Genomic DNA, 22828 nt, shown 5'->3' with positions numbered 1-22828 from the left:
CAGAAAGGACTAGGGCCTGTAGGAAGTGGTTCGTAGCCACAAGCCTCATGGACGGCGTCCCCAATTACGTAGCCGTGGACTTGGAGGTAGTCCACGCAGTCAAAACCGCTGGCCTGCGCTGTACCAGACGTGACCAACGGCACGACTCCCGCCGCCGCGACCACACTCAGCGCCGCCAACGCGCGTCTCAACTTCATTGCTGTTCCCCTCAGCTACAGAATTGATCTTTTTGCGTGCACAAGCAATCACGAGATACTAGAGCTGAGCGTTGCCGCGGGTTCAAACACTTTCTCCTGTTCCATTCTGGACGTTGCGACGGCTCACCTGCAGAGGCTTGTGCGAGTCGAGATATGAACCCCATCCAATCCGGGCTTCGCTTTGTTGTTCACGATTCTCCAGTGGGATCGGAGGCCGCGCACGAGTGGTCTGTAATAGATCGGCAATGACATATGTCATGCGTACCGGCGCATGATGGCGGGCCCGGGCCCGCATGCCCCGCGGCCGGGGCGCCCAGCCGCTCTACGAGGTGACGATCGAACTCGCCACGCCCACAGCTCGTTTAGCCGAGACATCACCGCCACAGCGGTTTCCTCATCCTGGGCCGTGATGTCCAGGACCACCAGGCCCGGCTCGCGAACGTGCACCTCGTCAATCACATGGCCGAGGCGCGGCTCATCGCCTACTCGCTGGTTACGAGTCGGTCAGTTTCGGCTTGCGAGGGGCCCGTACACCCGGCACCCCACCGGTGCTGTCCGTGGCACGGGGCGTACGCCGCTGTACGGGCTGTGTCCGAGGGGGGAGGCGCCGTTGCGGCTGTGCTTCTTCCCGCTACCAGGACCGCGCAGCGGCGGGAGGGTCTTCGGGTCGATGCCATTGGCCTTGAGCCGCTCCGGATGGACGCCGTTGCGGGGCCGGTCAAAGCAGTGTTCGCCCTGCATCGCCTGGCATTTGGGACAGCGGCCTTTGCGGCGCAGATCAGCCCGACGCTGCGGAACGCGGATGGGGTTCCTCCGGTCTCGGACTCCTTGAGGGGGGCTAGGGGCCGGCGGCGCCTGCACAGTCGCCCTCCTGCTCTCCTTTGCCCCACGGTTGGCTGTGCCCACCCGCATCTACCTCGCCTCAGGGGCAGCGGGTGCCACAGCCCTGCTCACGATGGCTGGAGCCGACCAACTCGTGCTCGCGATCGCAGCAGCAGCCACTTTGGGATGCACCCTCGGCGCGGTTGCCGGCGCCGTACTGCCTCAGCTCCAGAACAACACCCCACCAAGCCACATGGGCCGGGTCATGAGCATGTTCTATTTCCTGACCGCAGGACTCGCCCCGCTCTCCCTCGCGGCCATGGCCGCTCTCATTGAGTTCACTAACACTGCTACCGGCTTCAAGGCTGCCGCCGTAGCCGCAGGTGGCGCAGCAGCCATCGGGTACCTCGGTACTCGCGCTGCGCAACGCAGCACACTCCACTGCCCCGACCCCGCCGTTATGGCAACAGACTCCTCCCGTGCCCCGACGAACTGACCCTGAGACAGCAGTACCGATCAATCGCCGATGCACTACCCGCCCCAGGCAAGCGCTCCGCGCGAACCTGGCCGAGGCTATCGCTGCAACGACACGAGGGGACAGGTCCACCGGCCCGTCTCCTTGTAAAGGAACTTTTAGAAAGATATCTTTAGTCGCATGCTGGTACCCAGGACACCGCAGCACTCAGTTCACCTCGCCGACCCTCGCGCTCTGCGCGCCTACACCCACCCCACTCGGATGAAACTGGTCGGGCTGCTGCGCGTCGAAGGACCGTTCACCGCCACCCGCGCCGCGGAGCTCACCGGCGAGTCCGTGGCCAGCTGCTCCTACCACTTGCGGATGCTCGAAAAGTACGGCTTGGTCGAGGAGGCCGAGGGCGGCCAAGGCCGTGAAAAGCCCTGGCGGGCCACGGCCCGTTACACCGACTGGCAGGATGCCGACAGCGAAGCAGCCGAAGCGCTCAGCATGGCTGTAGTAGAGCGGTACTTCGAGCTGATGGCGCACGCAATCGAGACCCGGCAGCAGCTGCCGCGCGAGTGGCGCGAGGCAGAGCAATTCGGCGACGACATCGTCTACCTGACGGCCGCCGAACTCGCCCAGCTGAGAGAACGGCTCTCGGCGCTGCTGGAGCCCTATGGTGAGCGATTCAACGACGCGTCACGGCGCCCAGAAGGGGCGGAGCCGGTGACCATGCTGCACATCGCGTTCCGCAACCGCCGGGGGGAGACCGCACCATGAACCATCACCCGGACGTCCATCGCTACCTCCATGCCGCCCGCGCTACCGATTTGCATGCTCAGGCACACGCCTGGAAGGTGCGCTGGACCGCTGGCGCCAACCATTCGGGCCGAAGCAGCATGCGGGTGGTCCGGGCCCGCTTTGGCTGGCTACTGGTCGAGACGGGCCTGCGGCTCCTGCAGCCGCCAGCGCCACCACGCCCAACAGAGGGCTGACGGGCCTCGGACCAAAAGCCCAGACCTGTCGGTTAGGGCGATGGCTGCACGTTGCAAGTCACGGCCGCTCCTGAGCGGTGACCACCCGCGGGTTGGCCGCCCGACAGACGGTCCCTCGATGCTCAACTCGCGGCTCTGGTCGAAGCGGAGGTGACCCGCGTCTCCTCCGAGAAGATCTTCACCCGCGCCACCAAGTGTCCGAACTGGAGGCCGGCGTCAAACGCGCCGGGGGATCCGCTCCTCCGGAGCCGCCATCACCCTCATCGTCCACAAACACAAACATCTCGGCCTCGCCGTTCGAAGACCATGGTGAATGCGGCATCGTCATCCGGGCTGTCGCCAAGGCCGGGCGATGCCCGGCCACGACTGCCTACGTTTCGCACGTCCTTGACAACTGCGGATATCCGCCCCGGATGATCCGCAGCACCCGCCTCGTCGACCTGGTCAACACCATGGACCCCAAGCTCGTCGCAGCCGCCTTCGGAATGGACCCGCAGGCTTACCCTGATCTACCTCGCCGACCACGTCGATCCGGGACGCTTGCCCGGCCCGGGAACACTGGAAGCCCGTCCCTCTTGATCCAACTGATGCCAGACTCGACCACCATGAGCGACTGGCTTCTGCAGCAAGGGTATGGAGTTCGATTCGAGTGGGGCCCCACCGGTGCACAGCAGCTGGCTCCGGACACCGCCTGCCTGTCGGTGGTCGACGTGCTGTCGTTCACGACGTCGGTGACGGTCGCCGTCGAGGTGGGAACCCAGGTCTTTCCCTAGGCCTGGCGTGACGAGACGGCGTCCGCCTTTGCCCATGACAAGGTCGCGCCACTGGCGTGGGCCGACGAGCCGCCACCGCAGACTCACCGTGGTCGCTGTCTCCGGCAGCACTCCAGCAAGCCCCGTTCACTCCGCGACTTGTGCTGCCCTCACCCAACGGATCTGCCATTGCCGCAGCGGCAGCCGGTTCGACGGTCGTCGCGGGCTGCCTGCGTAACGCAACAGCTGTCGGCCGATGGCTGGCCCGGCACGGCTACGGGACTCAGGAACGTCCAGTTTCGGTGATCGCCGCAGGAGAGCGGAAGCCTGCGACCTGCGCTGGAGGACTTGACGGGCGCCGGGGCGATCATCGCCGAACTGCAGTCACGAGGCGGTGGCCCGCTGTCCCCCGAGGCGGCTGATGCACGGTCTTCCTTCACGCAAACTCCCGACGTGGCTGGTGCCGTGGCCGCATGTTCATCGGGCATCGAACTGTCCCGGAGCGGGTTCGCCGACGACGTGGCCATCGCTACCGAGCTCGACACCAGCGTGATCGTGCCCGTCCTCACCGACGGAGCCTTCAGCCACAGAACCGACGCCACGGGGTCACTCCCGAACCTATGAAGTTTCGGCAGTACCTTGCACGAGTTCGCCGGAACATGTGCGCTTTCCCGAACGACTCGTTGGAGGCGATGGCGACGCTGTTCTTCTCCTCGCGCTCGGTCAGCACCTGGAACAGCAACTCGGCGCCGTGCCGGGCCAGTTCCATGTATCCGAGTTCGTCGATGCGCAAAAGATCGACGCGGCCGTAGCGGGCGATGGTCTTCGTGAGCTTTGCTTCTCATCCGCAGCCTCAACCAGCTCGTTCACCAGCTTCGTGGCCAGGGTGTAGCGGACCCGGTAGCCTTTCATCGCCGCCTCGGTTCCCAAAGCGGTCAGCATGTGGGACTTGCCGGTGCCGGAGTCACCGATCAGGCAGAGCGGCTGCCCCTTCTTGATCTACTCGCAGCCGGCGAGCGTGTTGATGGTCGCCGCATCGGCGTTGGGGTTGGCGTCGAAGTCGAAGGTCCGCAGCGACTTCTCCCGCGGGAACCCGGCCGCCTTGATCCTGCGTTCCGAGCGGCGGCGGGCCCGGTCGTCGCACTCGGCCATCAGCAGCTCGGCGAGGAAGCCGCGGTAGGTCAGCTGGTCCTTCGCCGCCCGGCCGGCGATGTCGGCGAACTCCTTGCGGATCGAGGGCAGCCGCAGCAGAGGGCAGGCGGTGTCCACTCATGCAGACACCTCGCGGTCCCCGACGGCTGTCCCGCTCCGGTATCCGACGGGCAGGGGAGAGCGGGTTCGTCCTCGGCCTGGGCGGCCTTGCGGGCCTCCAGCGCGACCGCGTCCGCGGTCAGGGCCCCGGCCCGCAGGGCCGCGGCCAGCCCGGCGACCGCAAGGCGTCGGCCAGCCGGTTCTGAACCAGCATGACACGCAGGTCGGTGACCCCTGGGCCGGTGGCCGTCCAGTCGGTGCAGCAAGTCGTGCCCGGGTGCACGCGATCGGCCGGACCACCCGGCTGCGGCAGCGGTCGGCCGGCCAGGGCGAAGAGATAGTCGCGCTCGTCGCGGCCCAGCCGCAGTGCGCGGATCAGAGCGGCCAGTATCTGCTTCAGCCTGAAGGAACTGTTCCACGACGTCGCTTACCAAGTCGACTACTACCTGCGCGATTACACCTGGGGCGAGAAAGAGGTACGCACACTGCTCCGGGACTTATGCACGTCCTTTTCGCACTGGTCGAACGACCCGGCGCTCATCCGCCGACCGGGCAACGCGCCGCAGTACTTCCAACAGCAGCGGCAGCACGGACAGCGTCACGACGGTCATCACGCATATTCGTGACTTGCCGTCCAGCACTGGGAACAGCACCGCATCGGCGGCCTCCTGCGGCCAGACAGATTGGACAGGCCGACACGGACGGGGGCGAGACTTCGGTGACCAGGTCGGCTGGGAATACGTTCAGTTCAGCGTACCGAGCCTTCATCACTCAACTCGACGCCCTGATCGCGGCCCTGTCCCCGGCGGTATTTCAGGACATGAACATCCTGTCGGTTGCCTACCGGTTCCGGCGACGGCCCGACTGTAGTTCCTCGCATGCTGAGTGAGCGGGGCGGTTCCCCAGGAAGAGCGACCGTTCACTTTGAGTGAAGGACCTATCGACCGCTTGGCAAACCTTCTTGATGGAGGAAGCCGGGTCGGGAAGAGCAACGGTCCACAGGCGCACCGTCATGTGGTCGCTGGCGGTGGCCAGGGTGTGGCCGTTTGGGCTGAACGCCACCGCTCCTACTGCCTCGGTGTGTTCGGTGAGGGTGGTGCGTCGTTTACCGGTCGTCACGTCCCATAGGCGCACTGTTTTGTCGTCGCCGGCGGTGGCCACAGTGTGGCTGTCCGGGCTGAACGCCATCGACCTTACGGTGCCGGTGTGTTCGGTGAGGGTGGTGCGTCGTTTACCGGTCGCCACGTCCCATAGGCGCACTGTTTTGTCGTCGCTGCCGGTGGCCAGGGTGTGGCCGTCCGGACTGAAGGCCACCGACCTTACGGTGCCGGTGTGTTCGGTCAGGGTGGTGCGTCGTCTACCGATCGCCACATCCCACAACCGAACCTTGCCGTCCTCCCCTCCGGTGGCCAAGGTGTGGCCGTCCGGGCTGAACGCCACTGCTGCCACTGCCTCGGTGTGTTCGGTCAGGGTGGTACGTCGTTTGCCGGTCGCCACATCCCACAACCCGATCTCCCCGAATTCCTCACCGGCGGCCAGGGTGTGGCCGTCCGGGCTGAACGCCATCGACCTTACGGTGCCGGTGTGTTCGGTGAGGGTGGTGCGTCGTTTGCCGGTCGTCACATCCCACAACCGAACCTTGCCGTCCTCCCCTCCGGTGGCCAGGGTGTGGCCGTCCGGACTGAATGCCACCGTCCCTACGGTACCGGTGTGCCCGGACAGGGTGATGCGTGACCTTCCCGTCCTCACATCCCACAACCGGACCTTCCTATCCCGCCACCAGGTGGCCCTATCCCACCACCAAGTGGCCAGGGTGTGGCTGTCCGGGCTGAACGCCACTGCCCCCACAGTGTCGCCGGTCAGAGTGGTGCGTATCCTTCCTGCCGTCAGGTCCCATAGGCGTACTGTCTTGTCGTCGCCGGCGGTGGCCAGGGTGCGCCCGTCCGGGGTGAATGCCACCGACCTTACGGTGCCGGTGTGTCCGGTGAGGGTGGTGCGTCGTCTGCCGGTCGCCACATCCCACAACCGAACCTTGCTGTCCTCCCCTCCGGTGGCCAGGGTGTGGCTGTCCGGGCTGAACGCCACTGCCCCCACGATGTCGCCGGTCAGGGAAGTGCGCGTCCTTCCTGACGGTACGTCCCATAGGCGTACCGTCTTGTCGCTGGCGGTGGCCAGGGTGCGCCCGTCCGGGCTGAACGCCACCAACCCCACGGACTTGGTGTGTCCGGTCAGAGCGCTGCGCGTCCTTCCCGCTGTCAGGTCCCATAGGCGCACTGTCTTGTCGTCGCCGGCAGCGGCCAGGGTGTGGCCGTCTGGGCTGAATGCCACCGACCCTACGGTGCCGGTGTGTCCGGTCAGGGTGGTGCGTCGTTTGCCGGTCGCCACATCCCACAACCCGATCTCCCCGAATTCCCCACCGGTGGCCAGGGTGCGCCCGTCTGGGCTGAATGCCACCGACCCCACGGCCTCGGTGTGTCCGGTGAGGGTGGTGCGTCGTTTGCCGGTCGCCACATCCCACAACCGGACCTTCCCATCCAGCCCTTGGGTGGCCAAGATGCGAGCATTCGCGCTGAGCGCCACCACTCCCTCACCCCCGGTGTTTTCAGTCAGGGCAGTGTGCGGCCTGCCCGTCACCATGTCCCACAACCAGACCTTCCCATCCTCCCCTCCGCTGGCCAGGGCGCGGCCGTCTGAGCTGAATGCCACCGACTCCACGGCCTCGGTGTGTCCTGTCAGCCGGCGCTGGAGGGGAAGGGCTGCCGCGGTGAAAAGGCTTGCGGCGGCCTCCTTGGTGGGACTGGTCCGGTATGCCTGAATCGCCAAGAGCGAGGCCAAGTCAGGGTTGGATTCCAGGAGGCTGGCCGATTGCGCGGCCAGCTGTCGAGAGAGCGCGATCTGCTGGGCGGTGAACGATTGGCGTCGTTGCTGCTCGCTGGTCCGGTATTGCTTCCAGGCGATCAGTCCGGCGGTCAGGGCGAGTATGAGCAGGATCGACAAGGTGGCGGCGAACTGTCGCAGATGCCGGGTGGTGCGGGCGGCTGCTTCTTCTTCGCGGCGGCGGGCGGTGGAGCTGCTGCTGAGGAAGTCACGTTCCACCGAGGTGAGGTCGCTGTCGGCGTCAGCTGCGGGGAAGGCCTCTTCGGCTGTGGCAAGCAAGGTGCCCCGGTACAGGGCACCGCTGTCCCGGCCCAGCTCGGCCCAGGCCGTGGCCGCCTCGGTCAGCTTGCGGTGGACGCGCAGACGTTCGCGGTCCTGTTCGATCCATCCGCGCAGCCGGGGCCAGCCGGTGATCAGCGCTTCGTGAGCGAGGTCGACGTTGCCGCCGTCGAGAGTGAGCAGCCGGGCACGGGCCAGGCGTTCAACGACCAGGGCGGTCTGTTCGGGGTGGCGGGTGCTGTCGAGCTCGGCGCGCCGGACGGGCCGGCGGGTGTCCGGGGTTCCGTCGCCGGGGCTGATCAGGCGGAGCAGGATGCTGCGGGCCACATCCGCCTGTTGCGAGGTGAAGCGGGTGTGGATGTCCTCGGCGGTCTTGGCGATCGCGCCGTCCAGGCCGCCCGCGGCCTGATAGCCCTCCAGCGTCAGTTTGCCGCCACGGCGACGGAACCAGGTCTCCAACAACACATGCGACAGCAGTGGCAATCCGCCGGGCGCACCGGCGACCTCATCGACCAGGCAGGCGGTCAGCGCCTGCTCCACGGTCAGCCCGCGGGCTGCGGCCGGCTTCACCACCGCTTCCCGCAGTTCGGCCGGTGTCATGGGACCGACCAGCATGGTGGTATCGCGCAGGGCTTCGGCCAGGTCGCGCTGCTCGGCGCAGCGGCCGTAGAAATCGGCCCGGACCGCGATCAGCACGCGTAGCCGGTTTTCCGCCAGGCGGGCCGCGAGGAGCAGATTGATCAAGCGGACGCGTTCCTCGGGATCGTGGCAGAGAGTGAAGATTTCCTCGAACTGGTCGACGATCACGAGCGTGTCGGCAGCGCTGTCGGTATCCGCCGGAGTGAGGAGACGGGCGTGGGTGCCGAAAGGGTGCTCTCCGGGAGACAGGATCCGGATCGCCGCCAGCTGCGGCCCCCTCGCCTCGTTGTGGCGGAGGGCGGGGATCAGCCCGGCGCGCAGCAGGGAGGACTTGCCGCTGCCGGACGGGCCGAACACTGCCGCGAACCGCTCCCGGCGCACAAGGTTCAGCAGGTCACCGGTGAGTCGCTCACGGCCGAAGAACCTGTCACCGTCACCTGTCTCGAACCGGGCCAGCCCCCGGTACGGCGGATCCATGCCATTGGCGCCGCCCTCTTCGACGGCGGCCTCCTCCACCGCCTCACGCCATCGGGCCTCCCACTCCTCCCCGTCACCCCCGCAGGCCCGCACATAGGCCAGCACCACCGGCAGCGTCGGCAAGCGATCGCCGCCCGCTGCCTGCGACAACGTCGTGATCGAGAACCCCGCCCGCTGCGCCATGGCCCTGTAGGTGAGGCCGACCGCCTCCGCCCGAAGCTTCCGCAGCTCGGACGCGAAGCGCTGCACCGGCCCCGCACCCGGATCCACCGGCACTTCACGACGCCCCGCCATACTCCCCCACCTCTCAACCAGTCCCACAGACCAGGCCGACGGTCACAGTAGGCGCGCCCATGATGCGCGACGAGATCACCGCAAGCCATTGTTTGGCCGCCGAACAGGACTGCCAAACATTTGAGGCGACCGCTGAAATCGATGATGCAAGCGCCGGGGAGCACCAGCATCCCCGGCACAAGATCAGAAGCTGTTTCCGAGCCCGCTCACGAAGGAGCTGAAAGAAACATGGACGCGATTCGCTACGAGGCACCCGCGCTGTTCGAGATCGGTGGATTCTCCGAGAAGACCCGCTGGGTCAGGGTCGGGTGGGTCCCGGACCTCCTCAGCACGTTCGGCGGCTGATGTCCTGACCGCGGCCCGGTCGTGGTGGCCCTGTTGCGGCTGCTGGCGAGCGGGCCGCGGCGCGGAATCGGCACCCCGTACCGAAGAACCGAGGGAAGGAGGTGAAGGAGCATGGACACGACTCGTTACGAGGCACCCGCGCTGTTCGAGATCGGTGGATTCTCCGAGAAGACCCGCTGGGTCAGCATGGGATGGCTTCCGGATCTCTTCACCACGTTCGGCGGCTGATGCCCTGACCGCGGTTCGGTCGTCGGTTCCCTGCTCAGGCCACCGACGACCGGGCCGCGGCACCGACCCACAGCTTCGACACAGACCACCGACACAGTTGGGAGCCGTCCATGGAGTTCGTCGTTCTGCCAGACCACCCCGCTGCGGACGAGGTGCGTGCCCGGCTCCCCGAGCAGTACCGGAAGAACACGCTCTTTCACCACTCCGGGCGCCCTTGGTTGGTGGGGAACTGGTCCGCGGGCGCCACCGTCTGCGTTGAGGCCGGTCTGTCGAAGATCGTGCTCTTCGGCGCTGCGCGCACTACGGAACCTGAACTCTTGGTCCAACTCGGGAAGGTCCGCACGGCGCGGGGGCTCGACAGGATCGTGGAACGCACCGCGGGCTGTTTCCACCTGATCGCTTCCATCGACGGTTTCGTCAGGGCGCAAGGCAGCCTCTCCGGTGCCCGGGAGCTCTTCTCCACATCGTTCGCCGGTATCACGGTGGCATCGAACCGGGTATCCGCACTGGGCGAGCTGCGGCGGCTGACCCTGGCCGAGGAGCAGCTCGCGATGCAGCTGCTCGCCTTCACACCGCCGTGGCCCCTGAGCGAGCGCAGTGTGTGGCGGGAGGTCGACTCCCTTCCCTTCGCACATTACCTGTCGCTTCGTCCCGACGGGACCGCCGATCCGGTCCGGTGGTGGACTCCTCCGGCGCCGGAGCTCCCGGTCGGTGTGGCCGCTCCCGAGCTCCGGAAGGCGCTGGCCGAGGCGGTCGCGGCACGAGCGGGGGCATCGCCGGCCGTCGGTGCCGATCTCTCCGGCGGAATGGACTCGACGAGCCTTTGTTTTCTCGCCGCCGAGCAGGGGGGCCAGCTGGTGACCATACGGCGCCAGCTCATGGACCCGGTGAACTGCGACGACTCCGTCGCCGGCCGAGCCGCAGCGGACCTGCCCGGCGCCGAGCACATCGTGCTCGACAAGGACACGGCATCGCCGTACTACGACTCGCCGGACCGCGACGATCTCGCGATGGACGAACCACCGCCCTTCATCGCCATGACGAGCCATATGGAAGACGTTGCCCGGATCATGGCCTCTCATGGGGTCACCAGGCACCTCCAGGGCCACGGCAGCGATGAACTGGCAGCTACCGGAACGACTTATGCCAACGCCATGGCCCAGCGGAGTCTGCTCGGATCCCTGGGCATGGTCCGCGCGATGCGCGCCCGGCGGCGCTGGTCCCTTGCCACGACCCTGCGCGTCGTCCGGGCCTTTCCCAGCTACGGCGAGTGGCTGCGCCGATCCGCCGATGAACTGCTCTGTCCGCCGGACATCGAGGCGGAAGTGGGTTGGGAGCCGGCCCCGCGGCTTCCTCCGTGGGTTTCCCGGGAAGCCGCCGCACTGGTCCAGGACACGATGCGCCGTACGGCGGCGACGGATCCCCAGCCGATGTCGTCGATCTCCACGCATCACGAGATACTGCGCTGTATCCGCGTGAACGGTTGGATCGTTCGCTTCGCGAACACGCTCGGGGAGCGTTTCGGCGTGAGCTTCGAAGCTCCGTTCCTCGATGACCGAGTCGTGGAGACGGCGCTGTCCGTCCGGCTGGCGGACCGGTACGTGGCTGGCCGTCACAAACCCGTCCTGGTGGCCGCCCTGCGTGGAACGGTGCCGGATTACGTCCTCGACCGGACCACCAAGAGCCACTTCACCATGGACACCTACGCCGGCCGGAAGCAAAACCTCGCAAAGATGCGGGAGATGTGTGAGGAGTCGCGCCTTGCCGAGCTGGGGCTGATCGGTCGCGAAGGCTTCCGCCGCGTGCTCTCCGGCATCATGCCGGACCCCATGCACTTGGGGCCGCTCGAAAAGACGATGGCCTGCGAGGCATGGCTCCGTTCCCTCCCGGCGAAGGCCGACCCACAAGCGCACTGACCACAACGGACCAGGAGGCTCTGGATGACAGGCGTAGTAGCCCTCTCTCCCTTCGTCACGATGATCGAGTCCGAGGACGGATTAGTGTTCCTCAACAAACGGACCGGGAAGTACTGGCAGTTGAACGGCACGGGGTCGGAGGTCGTCCGTCTGCTGCTGAGCGGTGAGACCGTGGAGTCCGCGGCAAGCCGGCTACAGGAGAAGTACCCGGACGCCTCCGATCAGACCGTCTCCGACGTGCACACGCTGGTGCGCCAGCTCCAGGCCGCGAAGTTGCTTGCCCGATGAGTGTTTCGATGGTCAACGAGCGGGCGGTTTCACCTCCACCCCTGTGGATCCGCCCACTGGCCAAAGTGGCTGTCCTGCTGGCCAAGGGCATCGCGAAACTGTCGCCCGAGCGTCAGTTCGCACTGCTCGGAGCCTTCCGCCGCGGCGCGCGCGCCAGTCGCGCGGACGAAGCCCACCGGGCCCGCAATGCCGTCATCTTCGTCAGCGTGATGTGCACAGGACCGTGGTGTCTGCAGCGGTCGATAGCCACCGCGCTGTTGTGCCGCATCTGTGGCACCTGGCCCGAATGGTGCGTGGGAGTGCGCACGGAGCCCTTCACCGCTCACGCCTGGGTCCAGGTGGACGGCATACCGATAGACGAGGACACGGAGCAGCTCGAGCGCTTCCACACAATGGTCGTCATCCGACCGCGATCGTGTGAGGAGCCGTCGAGATGACGAGGTCATACGGGTTCGACCTGCTCACGGCCGAGAGCTCGAACATCGAAACAGCCTGGGGGGACCGGATGATTCCGCTGTCCATCACACCGTCCTTTCTCGCCTCCCTCGACCGCATCACGATCGACCGTCTGCTGGAGGAGAGGTCGCTCCAGCCACCGAACATCACCTTCGCCCGGTACGGCAGACAGATTCCGGACCGGGAAGTGACCACCGGAGGAAAACCGACGGCGAACTCGGACGCCGGACTCCTGGACCGGACGAAGGCCCGCGCCCTGGTGGCCGACGGGGCCACCGTGATGGTCTACCAGGCCCACCAGATGATCGACTCGCTCAGAGCGATCGCCGCACACATCTCATCGGCGTTGCACGCCTCTTGCGGCACGACCGTGTTCCACACACCGGCCCACAACCCTGGACTCGGCTGGCACCGGGACGGCCAGCACGTGATCGCCGTGCAGATCGCCGGCTCAAAGGAATGGCGGGTGGAGAAGAACGCCCCGTCGCACTGGTGGACCTCCGGTGCCCTCGTCACCGACGGCCCCGACACCGACCTCGCCCATGTCACCCTCCGCCGCGGTGAGGCGCTCTACATGCCACCCGGGGTCGCCCACACTGCACGGGCGACCGACGAGTCGAGCACCCATGTGTCCTTCGTCATCCAGGAGCCAGAGACGAAGGACCTCACGCTCGCCATCTTCGAACGCGCTTCCAGATGCGTCAGATCCCGGCTCGAGCGCGGGCCGATCACACAACGCGCGGCGCGGGCGAGGGCCGTGGCGCGCGAGCTCGCCTCGGCCATCCACGAACTCGACGTCGACGAGCTGCTCAGGATGGTGGAGGAAGACGCTATGGAGGCCGAGCTGCCATCCTGCACGTGACGGCCGGGGAGCCCGACAACCCCGTCCCGGGAGCCACTCAGGGTACTTCGGAGGCGCTGTCCGTCTGGAATGGCAGCGCCACCTCGCCATCGAGCGCGTGGGCCTCTATCGACGGGAACAGGACTGACTGTGCGTCGTGCTCAACGCCTCTTCGACCGAGCGAAGGCAGCCTCCCGAGACAGCCTGAACCTCCGGATCATTCTTCGGCCAGGAGCCCGGTCCGAGGGGACTGGGACTCTTGTGCCGGCTCGCGGGAGCAGCAGGAGACTGGCCTCCAGATGCCCGCACAGCAGACCACGAGGCCGGTCTCGCCGAGGTCGCGGTGAGCGACACGCGAAGGAGTATTTCTGCGGCTCAGCAGAAGCCACTCAGCGCGGCTGCGGCCTTTGGTTTTCTGAGCGTGGCCGTCCTCTCTCACTGGAGCATCAGGGACTCTGTACATATCGGTACAGCTCACTTCGCCTTTGCGGAGACGGTCGGGGCGTGGCGAGGTCGTGCCTGGATAGCTGCGGTCGGCGATGGTCGTGGTCGTGCCGGCTGTGGCCGATAGGGTGTTCAGTATGGGTGACGATACGCACCGGGTGGTCGCGGCCTGGGGGCGGATCGAGACGTGGCTGCGTGAGCATGCTGCTGCTTCGGCCGGTTTGTTGCGTCCTCCGGCTGGTGAAGCCGACATCGCGGCGGCGGAGGTGGCCATTGGAGTGGAGTTCCCGGCGTCGCTCGCGGCCTGGTACGGGGTCCATGATGGTTTCGACGAGGGCCATGGTGCTGGGATTTTGCCGTCCGGCATGACGATGTTGCCGCTGGCTGACGTGGTGGATGAGTACCGGATGCGTACGCGGGACTGGGAGCGGGAGGCCGGCATTCTGCCGTTCGCGCGGACGGCCGGGGATACCTGGTCTGGCTGGTATGTGGACGCGCGGAGAGGCGAGCCCTCCTACGGCGACCTGGGGCACTGGTCTGTTGACGGTGGAGACGATCTGTACCCGTTGGGGCAGGGGGGTTGGCCGCTGGTGGACTGGTTGGAGGAGATTGCTGCGGCGCTTCAGGAGGGCCGGTGTCTGCACCGGCCGGATGGAATGGACGGCAGGCACGACTGGCCGGTCCTGACCGGCAGCCAGGGGCTGACCTGGATTGACCCCAGGGATCCGCGGCTGTTCCCCGACGGGATGATCAAACTCGGCGGGACTGCTGCAGGGGTTCGGTGACACCTGACATGGCTTGCCGAGAGGCGGCCTGGAAGGATGTTGCAGTGCCCAAGCCGTATCCGAAGGAGTTCCGCGAGGACGTCGTGCGGGTCGCGCGCAATCGCGAGCCCGGCGTCACGCTGGAACAGATCGCCGCTGACTTCGGCGTCCGCCCGATCACGCTGTCGAAGTGGCTGCCCGGCGCCGACACCGGCGAGGGCGTCAGGCCCGCAACAACATCGGGTGAGTCGGTCGAACTGTGCGAGGCCCGCAAGCGGATCCGGTTGCTGGAGCAGGAGAACGAGGTACTCAGGAGGGCAGCGGCGTATCTGTCGCAGGCGAACCTGCCGGCGAAATGATGTACCCGCTCGTCCGCGAGCTGGCCGCCGCCGCTGCCCCTGTGCGGGTGCCGGTGGCGGTGACGTGCCGGGTGCGGCCGGGGCAAGAACAGCAAGGCCGGGCCGCCCGTCCACTTCGCCGCCACCCGCTCCCTGACCGAGGCCGCCCAAGCCGTCCAGCGGCACGACGAGCGGATCATCTGGGGAGTCGGCGCCCATCCCGGACTCGCCCGCAGCCATACCGGCTTCGACCTCGACACCTTCACCCAGCTGATCGACCGCACCCCACTGGTCAGCGAGATCGGGCTCGACGGCAAGAGCCGTATTCCGATGGACCGCCAACAGGCCACCTTCCGCCGCGTCCTCGACATCCTCGCCCGCACCCCGCGGATCGCCAGCATCCACAGCTACGCCGCCTGTGAGCAGGTTCTTAACGAACTAGAACGGGCTCCGGCACCCGGCATGGTCCTCCACTGGTGGCTCGGCACCCCCGCTCTGACTGCCCGTGCCGTCAGCCTCGGCTGCTACTTCTCCCTCAACGCCTCCGCCGTGCGCAAGACCGCGCTGCTTGAGGCCGTCCCCCTCGACCGTGTTCTGGCCGAGACCGACCACCCTTTCGGCGACCGCAGCTCCGACCAACCGCTGCCCGGTAACGTCGCCCTCGTGGAGCAGACACTCGCACGCCACCACCACACCACACCCGAGAATATCCGCCAGACCGTGTGGCACAATCTGGCCGCGCTCGTGCGCGACACCCGTTGCGCAGCGCAACTCAGCCGACGCGTACGATCTCATCTCGCCTCACTTCCGCCTCGATGAGCTCAAGGTGTGAACGCCTGTGCCAGGCGGGGGTCGGTGCAGGTACTGACGCTCTCTGCCGATCACGGGTGTCACCAGTGACGAAAGCCCCGGTCAACATTGCGCAGACCATCACTCACCACCACCAAAGGCGGCCCCCAAGTCCTGGCCGACGCTGGCATCCGCGCCACCCCCGCCACGATCCGCGCCTGGACCCGCGGCACCCAGCGCCCGCGCCCGGCCAACCTGGAAGCGATCGACACCGCCTACTGGAACCTACGAGCCCACAATGTGCTCACCAGCCCCGGCGCCCTCAAGCAACACCTCAACCGCAACGGCCGCAGCACCCGCATCGAGATCCACCCCGTCAATCAGACCGCCGTCGACGAGCCACGCCGCCGCGACAACCTGAGGATCCAACACCGGCAGATCCGCTACATTTGGGACGATGCCCTCGTCGCCAGCGACCTGGACACCATGGAAGACCTCTGGGACGACATCATCGCCGAACTCGACTCCGACTGGGGCGCCTACACCTGCGCCTCCTACATCGGCATCGGCGCCTGACACGACAGCCCGCAGCCATCCTGACTGGCCCAAAACGGCGCTCGGCGCCCCGAAAGACTGACGGTCTGCGGGGAGTGTCAGTCGAACATCGTCGTCCGAGCGTCAGTGGCGCAGGCGCGGCGATATGTAGGCGGCGATCGCGATGGCCGTTTCGCCGCAGCGCAGATAGTGCGCCATACGGTGAAAGTCGACCGGAGCAATGACCGCTTCGACATGCCAGTCGACGTCGAAGTACCCGCCCAGCATGGCGGGCACGGCTACGACATCACCCCGGTCAGCGATATTCACCCAGCGTTTCAGCCGTGGCGGGCGGGCCGCGTGGCGTATGGTTGGTTCGGGTTCGAGTGCCTCGTAGACGCCCGGCATGCCCAATGGGGAACCCAAGGTCACAAGCAATTCCACGTTCAGTGGGGGCCGGACAGCATGCAGTGCTTCGTAGGTGACTACTGAGCCAAGCGAGTGCGCGAGCACCACCGCTGGGCGCACCTCCTCGATCAGGTCAGTGACCACTGCGCGCGCTCGGCGCCGACGTTCTGGGCGGGTCAGGTACGAGTAGACCTCGGCGGCGAAAGCAGCACCGACGCGGCCCAACACCTTTGAGCTGCCGCCACGACGCAGCGCCAGTCGGCTGACTCCCTGGCGCAGCCAGAGGGTGAGCAGCCCCTGCTCTTCCTCATCGCGCACGCCGTTGGCGCGCAGCCAGTGCGCCATGAGCTCTGCCTCCTCAGGGGAGAGGCTCTCCAATTCCCTCTCACCGGCCTGAGGCTCGAGATCGGCAAGGAGATCGGCGTAGTACGCCACACGCATTACTGGTGTGGCGACGCCCTGTCCGGCGTGGTGCAGGCCGTATGCGAGAGCTTCCGACCATTCGATTTCGAGGGATGCAGCTGCTTCCAGGGTCGTGAGGTCCTCTCGGATATTTCCTATACCATGCACAGCAACGATACTGGACATAAGTACCTTCTTTGTCGACATCTCAAGCGTATCGTTTCCAATAGGCGAGAGGAGGCGAATATGACTCATGTCGTGGTAATCGGAGTGAGCGACTATAATGGGCCATCCGCTGCGCAACGAGGGGAATGGGACCCGGCTGCGCCCTACGGGTTCAAGCCACTGCTGTCGGTGCGGCGTGCCGTGACCAACCTCCTTAGTGAATTGCGGAATGTTCAGGACTGTCACATTCATGGTGACCTCCTAAATCCCACAAGTGACGAGATCATGGCCCTCTGGCACGACGCCAGGTCCCAGAGGAGGCCAGCGCTTGTGATGTACTTCGCTGGCCATGCGAGAACCCAGCAGAATAAGCACCTGCTGTACCTGGCTGGCACGAATACCGACCCAGACCGGCTCCGCGACACCGGTGTCGAACTGATGGGCATGCTCAACGATATCGACGATCGGCCTTACGGGCCGAACGTGCTATTCCTGCTGGATACCTGCGGAGCAGGCAATGCTGTCAACTACCAGATGCTGCAAGGGCTAAAGGTCGGAGACCGGCGGTCGTGGGTAATCGCGGCGGCTGCGGAGGACGAGCGAGCGTTTGGCGCCCGGTTCACCAAGGCGTGTGGCAATGCGTTGTCCCGGGTCCGGCGAGGGCTGCTGGACCTGTCTGCGTCGGTGGAATTTGTGCCGGTAGAGACCCTGGCCGCCGAGGTCGACCGCGAGCTAGCGCGGCTGTGTGAACATGATGACCGGCCGGTCCAGACCGTTTTGTGTACCCCGGTGGCGGAGGTACGCCGCGCAACCCCGCCCTTCTTCGTCAACCCGGCTCACCGGACACTGCCTACTGCGCTGTTCCGCTCCCGTGTTCAGGCAGGCCTCAGGGAATTCGCGGATGCCGCTGTTGAAGGTCTGGACCCCGTCCACTTCCTCACCCGCGCCGAAGGATCACCTCAGGCCGACTATGAACAGACTGCTGTGCGCTGCTTCTTTTCCGGTCGTGAGCCTGAGCTGCGCCGTATCAAGGACTGGTTCCACGCGCCCAACGACCAGTCCAATCAGTTGCTGCTCGTGACGGGCGCGCCTGGCATGGGTAAATCCGCGCTGCTCGGCGTTGTTGCGTGCCTCGCCCATCCGCAATTGCGGCAGATCGCTGGTACCGTGCGCAGCGCCATCCCCCATGACTTGCGTCCGGATGAGAATCCCAATCTGGCATGCGTCCACGCACGCCAACGCACAGCCAGCCAGGTCTGGTCCTCTATCGTTGACCAGATGCCCTTGGAGGACTGGATGCGCAGAGTGTGGAGCGATCCATCCTCGGTGGAGGCCAAGGTGTTCGACACCTTGGATCTGCCCTTCACTGTACTGATTGATGCCCTGGACGAATCGGTCCAGCCGAAACAGTTGCTGCATAATGTACTGCTGCCCATGCTGGACATGGAGGCCTACCAGTGGACGGTAGGCGGCGGCGAACGACATTTTGACCGAGTCCCGGTGTTCCGTCTCTTGCTCGGGACCCGCCCGCAGTGGGAGCGATTCGACCCGCTACGTGAGCACGCCGAGCAACGGGGCTCCCTGCTGAACTTGGACCAGTGCGACCCCGAACTGCTCCGCAATGACCTCGCCCTCTACTTGGAAGACTTGCTGGAAGATGGTCCCGTGTATTCCGGTGCGGCCATGCGTACGCTACGGAAGGAATTGGCAAGCACTGTCTCCGACCGGCTGTCCACGATGACCAGCCACGGACCATTTCTGCTGGGTGGTCTCTTCGCGCACTCCCTCAACCAGCTGTCCACACCACTCAACGTTGACGAGGCTTTGGAGAGACTGCCGCTGACGCTACCGGGGCTCTTGCAGCTCAAGATCGATGCCGATCGGAACCTCTCCGCGCCCTGGGCCCGAGAGGTTCTCACCGCTATCGGCCACGCCAAGGGCGAGGGCATGCCCCTGGAACTGATCGTCGCGATCGGCTCCGGGCTCTTCCGCGCCCACTTCCCGGATCCCCAGCCCTCCGAACCCACCTTCGAGGACGTACGGGATCTCCTGCGCAGAACGTCCTTTTACTACCGCCACGCTGTGGACGAGGATGGACGCCAGCTTTACCGCTTCTTCCACCAGAGCCTCAGCGACTACTTCACAGGTATGGGCGAAGCTTCACCGTCACAGCAGGCACTGGATACCGCGAAGGTCTGTGCCAGTCTGCTATTCGACACCATCCAGACCCGAAGTGTCGAGGGCACGGCGGTTCGGGACTGGAGCCTGGCTTTGCCCTACGTGCGTCGCCACGCATGGGAGCACGCACAGGACGCCGACGACGCCGAGCATCTGCTGGAAGATCTAGACTTCGTCACGTCCGCCGGCCTCCTGCACGACTTCCCTCCTCGTGAAGGCTCAACGCTGGCTGTACAGCTACTCAGGGCAATGCGCCCAATCTCGGCTAACGGGTCCAACACGCCCGCGAGTCGTCGCTGCCGCCTATGCCTTGCCGCGGTGCACCTCGGACGTCCTGACATCGTTGAGAGTGTCCTTCTCGCCGCACCCCTCGACGAGACACCTCAGGTGATGCCACGGTGGACGGACGGGCCGCTCTTCACGCATGAGGAAGGAGCGCCGGTCGCGAGGCCGTACCACCTCACCGTGCGCGGCACTCCCGCCGTACTGTTCCAGCGGAACGATCAACTCGTCCTGCGGGAACTGCCGACGGGGGAAAATCAGAGGACTGTACCGGTCGGCAGGGCTTCGCTCGTAGCTGCCGCCGATGGCCGGGGTGGTGCTCTCGCGATGACTGCGCTTCCCGAAGGCTCGCTCACTGTGTGGGACCTTGAAACTGGTCAGGAACGGGTCGTGCAGCCCCTGGATGTCCCAGCAGTCGCTGCGCAGATGTGGCAGGACGGCTCGGACACGATTTTCGGCATCGCTGACGGTGAATCACGCGTCACCACATACTCGCTGGGGCCCGGCGACACGTCGCTGACGCTGCGTGACATCACTGAGCGGTCATCCCGGACACCAGAGAGCGGGGAGGCAGGCGATAGCTACAAAGCCGCTTTGGCTGATCCGTCCAACGAACGAGAGTTGTTGTATTTGACCCAGTCTGGGCTGAAGATCTGGGACAGGGTCACGGAGAAATTCATTGGCGACATCGACATACCGCCTGACGAAGACGGCGTGATCCGTGCCGCAACCTGTTGCGACGTGAGCCTGTTGAGCGGAAAAGACTTCTGGTCGTCGCGGACGATGGATGCCGTATCAACCTGCTCACTCACTCCGGCAGGGCGTTGGGAGCCCCCTGGCGACTGCTGCGACCGGCTACCGTGCTGGTGGCTTCAACCAACGGGCTAACAGCGGTGGCTGATCAGACGATCATTACCTTCGGCTGGGCTCGGGAGACCGGCGAAATGGGCGCTTGAGGCGTTATAGCGCCCTGGGGAACTGCTGTCGTGGTTAAGCGCCGACGGACTCGGGGCCCGGATCAGCCCGCTGACGTCCGGCACAGGCAATTCGGGCATCTTACGTGGCGCAACGTGTTGGTCCCCGAACAGAGCTTCGTCCCCGAGAAACTCCCTCGAAAAGAGGGGGCGTTGACTCCGGCAAGCTCACCTTTCACCTCAAACTGAGCACCTAGTTCAGGTCGTGCATCCGTCGCTATCGGACGAACCGATCGTGGCCCTGCCTATCACAAGTGCGGTAAGGACGGCAGCAGCTGGCGCGTGGTGGCGGGCTGGCAGGTCCCCCAGAGTGTCTGAAGCGTGCCTAACTTCCCCGACGGCGTCCTTGCAAGGCTTCTTCTCAGCCAGCGCCCAGCAGATCGCGGCGTGCGGTGACCAGGGCCCGCCACCGGGCGCGGGCGGCTGCTTCACCGGCCAGCCATCGCGACGGGGTGTAGCAGGTGGGCAGCGGCAGGTCGGCCATGAGGTGCGCGATGTAGGTGTAGTAGGCGTCTGTGCCGTCGCTGGGCTGCCCGCTGAGCCGGGCGATTGTGGCGCTCAGCGCTTCGCGGTTGTCGAGGACGGCTTGGTGGAAGGCGAGCTCGCCCGGGACCTCACCGCGGCCGGCCTGCTGCGCCACCGCATCCAGCACCAGGCATGACCCTGCACCAGCTCGCTGAACGGGCCATCCTTCCCGAACCCCTGATCACCGGCTGGCTCGGCGGCGCCCCCGTCACCGCCTCCCAGCTCCTGCGCTGCGCCCCGGCCCTGCAGGTGTCCGAGGACGTCCTGCTCGCCGCGCTGGAGAGCAAACGGGACACTGCCTGCTGGCCGCTGCCTGTTCCGCCGCCGGACCGGCAGGGCCGCCCCGAGCGGGCCGTGTGATCGTCGCGGTCGGCCGGACGGGACGCACCACAGCCGCTCTCGCTGGGGCTCTTGACACGACTGGTGCGCGGGAGATCCGCAGGGTCGAACACGGCCGGGCAGTCCATCAACCGGTAGTGGCTCGGGACTCCTATCTGTGTCCCACGGTGCAAACTGCGCGGCGTGTCGCGGACGATGGCCCCGGTAGTGCCGGGTTCGACCTGCGGAAACGATCCCAGGGGTCCCGGGATCCCGAGACCGGCATCCGACACAGCGTCTTCTCCCGGAGCGGGCCGGACGGTCTCGTGCCGTCCGGCCCGGCCGAGTATCTGGTTCGGCTCAGTCCAGGTGCATGGGCCACATGAGGGCGCTTGTGTCGGTGTCGGCGGCGCAGTCGTCGCATACCAGGGCGGGGCGGTCGCGCTGGTCACGGCGCAGACGCTGCGCTCCGTATACGTCGCACAGGGCGCAGGGGATGCCGCGGTCGGGGTGGTGCGGCTGATTGAGCGGGACCTCAGCCATGCGGAGACCGGGCAGGTGATGGTCTGCATGTGGTTGTCAGTGACCTTCATCATGGTGTCAGACCGGTGTGAGCAGGGAAGGGGTACTGACACCCTCTGCCGATCACGGGTGTCACCAGTGACGAAAGCCCCGGTCAACATTGCGCAGACCATCAAGGGTGTGGCGCAGCCGCCGCTCCCGCGCGGTCAGCGCCCAGGCTGGGCGGACTGCCACCAGGTAGAACACCAACAGAGCGACACGCAGTTCGTCGCGTCCCCGTGCGCGTCTGCGGGCCTGCCACACCGAACACGCGGGCGTCCGAGAACAACGCACGGCGGCCCGCGCCCCGGACGCCGCTCCAACTGCAGCCGCAGCCAATGTGCGTTGACGACTTCAGGCAGCGCGGACAGCAAGTTGGCCGCGGTCCCCAGTTCGCGGCGGTTGCCCAGCCGGCGGCTGTGCCGGGCACAACACCTGCCAGATCACCTCGCGCCGGCCAGGTACGCGCCCTGCAGAGCCCCTGGCGGTCCGGCAGCACGCAGGAGGAGGGTGGCCAGCTGCACCCGGGACAGGGCAGGCTCTGGACGGTTTCGGGTTAACGTGATTTTTCAGGGGGCCTGAGCAGGGACGAACGATGTATTCGCGTTTCCGTACGGTGAACACGTCGGCCTGAACGGGCGCTGATCTGACTGGCCGCGAGAGTGTCGGCACGGGCACCATGAGGTCTCGATGGCGGGGCAGGATCCCGCACCAATCCCACCCCGAAACACCCGAGTTGGCGTACCCCTACCTGCCTGGAGTTGCTCATGTCCGCCCTGCCCCTGCCCGCCGCCAGCCCTGAGCCGTCGGCGTCTTGTGCCACCCACCTCCCCGTCCGCACCCAGCCGAGTCGGCTGTGCATCCCCGAGGTCGTGGTCATCGTCGTGGTCGTCCTGGCGTCAGCCGCACTGGCCGCTGGCAACCGGCCCGTTCCGGCCGCGCTGGTCGTAGTGGCCGCCGCCGTGGCCGACCTGATCACCGGCCGCCGCCCCAGCGATCCCGGCAGGCCCTCCCGCCGCCGAAGCCGGTGAC

The 22828-nt window shown here is 66.3% G+C and carries 22 protein-coding genes and 1 pseudogene; 17 read left to right on the top strand and 6 right to left on the bottom strand.

The annotated features are described in order from the left end of the window. Positions 1-452 precede the first annotated feature (452 nt). Positions 453-644 carry a DUF6207 family protein gene (locus J2Z30_RS50340; protein WP_308280259.1) on the bottom strand — a complete coding sequence of 64 codons (192 nt, stop codon included), beginning with the start codon at positions 642-644 and terminating at the stop codon, positions 453-455. Positions 645-1674: 1030 nt separating this feature from the next. Between J2Z30_RS50340 and J2Z30_RS42960 the strand changes: the two genes are divergently transcribed. From J2Z30_RS42960 to J2Z30_RS50325, 3 genes are all read left to right on the top strand, one after another. After that, entirely contained in the window at positions 1675-2256 is a 582-nt protein-coding gene (locus J2Z30_RS42960) for a helix-turn-helix domain-containing protein (RefSeq protein ID WP_044582671.1), read from the top strand. Between the two features lie 628 nt (positions 2257-2884). Further along, entirely contained in the window at positions 2885-3244 is a 360-nt protein-coding gene (locus J2Z30_RS50330) for a hypothetical protein (RefSeq protein WP_245389095.1), read from the top strand. Between the two features lie 306 nt (positions 3245-3550). Further along, the gene (locus tag J2Z30_RS50325; protein ID WP_308280258.1) at positions 3551-3847 is read left to right on the top strand and encodes a 2-phosphosulfolactate phosphatase; all 297 of its coding nucleotides are present in this window, start codon (positions 3551-3553) and stop codon (positions 3845-3847) included. Positions 3848-3893: 46 nt separating this feature from the next. On the opposite strand, the pseudogene J2Z30_RS42950 reads toward J2Z30_RS50325, so the two are convergent. After that, positions 3894-4492 (bottom strand): annotated as a pseudogene (locus tag J2Z30_RS42950) (ATP-binding protein); the annotation flags it as partial. 2 nt (positions 4493-4494) lie between these two features. Here J2Z30_RS42950 and J2Z30_RS42945 point away from each other — a divergent pair. Then, positions 4495-4680 carry a hypothetical protein gene (locus tag J2Z30_RS42945; RefSeq protein WP_209469081.1) on the top strand — a complete coding sequence of 62 codons (186 nt, stop codon included), beginning with the start codon at positions 4495-4497 and terminating at the stop codon, positions 4678-4680. Positions 4681-5314: 634 nt separating this feature from the next. Here the strand turns inward: J2Z30_RS42945 and J2Z30_RS42940 are convergent. Next, the gene (locus J2Z30_RS42940; protein WP_044582670.1) at positions 5315-9040 is read right to left on the bottom strand and encodes an nSTAND1 domain-containing NTPase; all 3726 of its coding nucleotides are present in this window, start codon (positions 9038-9040) and stop codon (positions 5315-5317) included. Between the two features lie 228 nt (positions 9041-9268). Between J2Z30_RS42940 and J2Z30_RS42935 the strand changes: the two genes are divergently transcribed. From J2Z30_RS42935 to J2Z30_RS42890, 10 genes are all read left to right on the top strand, one after another. Continuing rightward, positions 9269-9385, top strand: a complete 117-nt coding sequence (locus tag J2Z30_RS42935) for a lasso RiPP family leader peptide-containing protein (protein WP_209469080.1) — start codon at positions 9269-9271, stop codon at positions 9383-9385. Positions 9386-9496: 111 nt separating this feature from the next. Further along, on the top strand, positions 9497-9613 hold the full coding sequence (locus J2Z30_RS42930; protein WP_107073611.1) for a lasso RiPP family leader peptide-containing protein: 117 nt from the start codon (positions 9497-9499) through the stop codon (positions 9611-9613). Between the two features lie 110 nt (positions 9614-9723). Then, positions 9724-11529, top strand: a complete 1806-nt coding sequence (locus J2Z30_RS42925; protein ID WP_044582669.1) for an asparagine synthase-related protein — start codon at positions 9724-9726, stop codon at positions 11527-11529. 24 nt (positions 11530-11553) lie between these two features. Continuing rightward, a complete protein-coding gene (locus tag J2Z30_RS42920; protein ID WP_044582668.1) occupies positions 11554-11817 on the top strand; it encodes a lasso peptide biosynthesis PqqD family chaperone in 264 nt (87 codons plus the stop codon). A gap of 8 nt (positions 11818-11825) precedes the next feature. After that, positions 11826-12254 (top strand): lasso peptide biosynthesis B2 protein, encoded by a 429-nt coding sequence (locus tag J2Z30_RS42915; protein ID WP_078957452.1) that lies wholly within the window; start codon positions 11826-11828, stop codon positions 12252-12254. After that, the gene (locus tag J2Z30_RS42910) at positions 12251-13135 is read left to right on the top strand and encodes a JmjC domain-containing protein (protein WP_044582666.1); all 885 of its coding nucleotides are present in this window, start codon (positions 12251-12253) and stop codon (positions 13133-13135) included. The genes J2Z30_RS42915 and J2Z30_RS42910 overlap by 4 nt, the downstream gene beginning before the upstream one ends. A gap of 560 nt (positions 13136-13695) precedes the next feature. Next, positions 13696-14343: an SMI1/KNR4 family protein gene (locus J2Z30_RS42905; RefSeq protein WP_044582729.1), complete on the top strand. Its 648-nt coding sequence runs from the start codon at positions 13696-13698 to the stop codon at positions 14341-14343. A 44-nt stretch (positions 14344-14387) separates the two neighbouring features. After that, positions 14388-14681, top strand: coding sequence for a transposase (locus J2Z30_RS42900; RefSeq protein WP_044582664.1), 294 nt, complete (start codon positions 14388-14390; stop codon positions 14679-14681). 132 nt (positions 14682-14813) lie between these two features. Next, on the top strand, positions 14814-15479 hold the full coding sequence (locus J2Z30_RS42895; RefSeq protein WP_078957451.1) for a TatD family hydrolase: 666 nt from the start codon (positions 14814-14816) through the stop codon (positions 15477-15479). A 99-nt stretch (positions 15480-15578) separates the two neighbouring features. Further along, positions 15579-16025 carry a hypothetical protein gene (locus J2Z30_RS42890; protein WP_209469079.1) on the top strand — a complete coding sequence of 149 codons (447 nt, stop codon included), beginning with the start codon at positions 15579-15581 and terminating at the stop codon, positions 16023-16025. A 102-nt stretch (positions 16026-16127) separates the two neighbouring features. Here J2Z30_RS42890 and J2Z30_RS42885 read toward each other — a convergent pair whose 3' ends face one another. Beyond that, positions 16128-16979: a serine peptidase gene (locus J2Z30_RS42885; protein WP_245389093.1), complete on the bottom strand. Its 852-nt coding sequence runs from the start codon at positions 16977-16979 to the stop codon at positions 16128-16130. Positions 16980-17039: 60 nt separating this feature from the next. On the opposite strand from J2Z30_RS42885, the gene J2Z30_RS42880 reads away from it, so the two are divergent. Next, positions 17040-20306: an ATP-binding protein gene (locus J2Z30_RS42880; RefSeq protein ID WP_209469078.1), complete on the top strand. Its 3267-nt coding sequence runs from the start codon at positions 17040-17042 to the stop codon at positions 20304-20306. A gap of 447 nt (positions 20307-20753) precedes the next feature. On the opposite strand, the gene J2Z30_RS42875 is transcribed toward J2Z30_RS42880, so the two are convergent. After that, a complete protein-coding gene (locus J2Z30_RS42875) occupies positions 20754-21044 on the bottom strand; it encodes a hypothetical protein (protein WP_044582658.1) in 291 nt (96 codons plus the stop codon). A gap of 5 nt (positions 21045-21049) precedes the next feature. Between J2Z30_RS42875 and J2Z30_RS42870 the strand changes: the two genes are divergently transcribed. Next, positions 21050-21277 (top strand): hypothetical protein, encoded by a 228-nt coding sequence (locus tag J2Z30_RS42870; protein ID WP_245389092.1) that lies wholly within the window; start codon positions 21050-21052, stop codon positions 21275-21277. Between the two features lie 318 nt (positions 21278-21595). On the opposite strand, the gene J2Z30_RS42865 is transcribed toward J2Z30_RS42870, so the two are convergent. Next, on the bottom strand, positions 21596-21778 hold the full coding sequence (locus J2Z30_RS42865; protein ID WP_044582657.1) for a hypothetical protein: 183 nt from the start codon (positions 21776-21778) through the stop codon (positions 21596-21598). A 785-nt stretch (positions 21779-22563) separates the two neighbouring features. Here J2Z30_RS42865 and J2Z30_RS42860 point away from each other — a divergent pair. Continuing rightward, complete coding sequence (locus J2Z30_RS42860) at positions 22564-22827, top strand: hypothetical protein (protein ID WP_044582656.1); 264 nt, start codon at positions 22564-22566, stop codon at positions 22825-22827. Position 22828: the final 1 nt, after the last annotated feature.

It is taken from the genome of Streptomyces iranensis (genome assembly GCF_017874715.1).
Taxonomy (GTDB): Bacteria; Actinomycetota; Actinomycetes; order Streptomycetales; family Streptomycetaceae; genus Streptomyces; species Streptomyces iranensis.
Note: the sequence above shows the minus strand (reverse complement) of the source record. Positions and strands in the feature narration are given on the sequence as shown.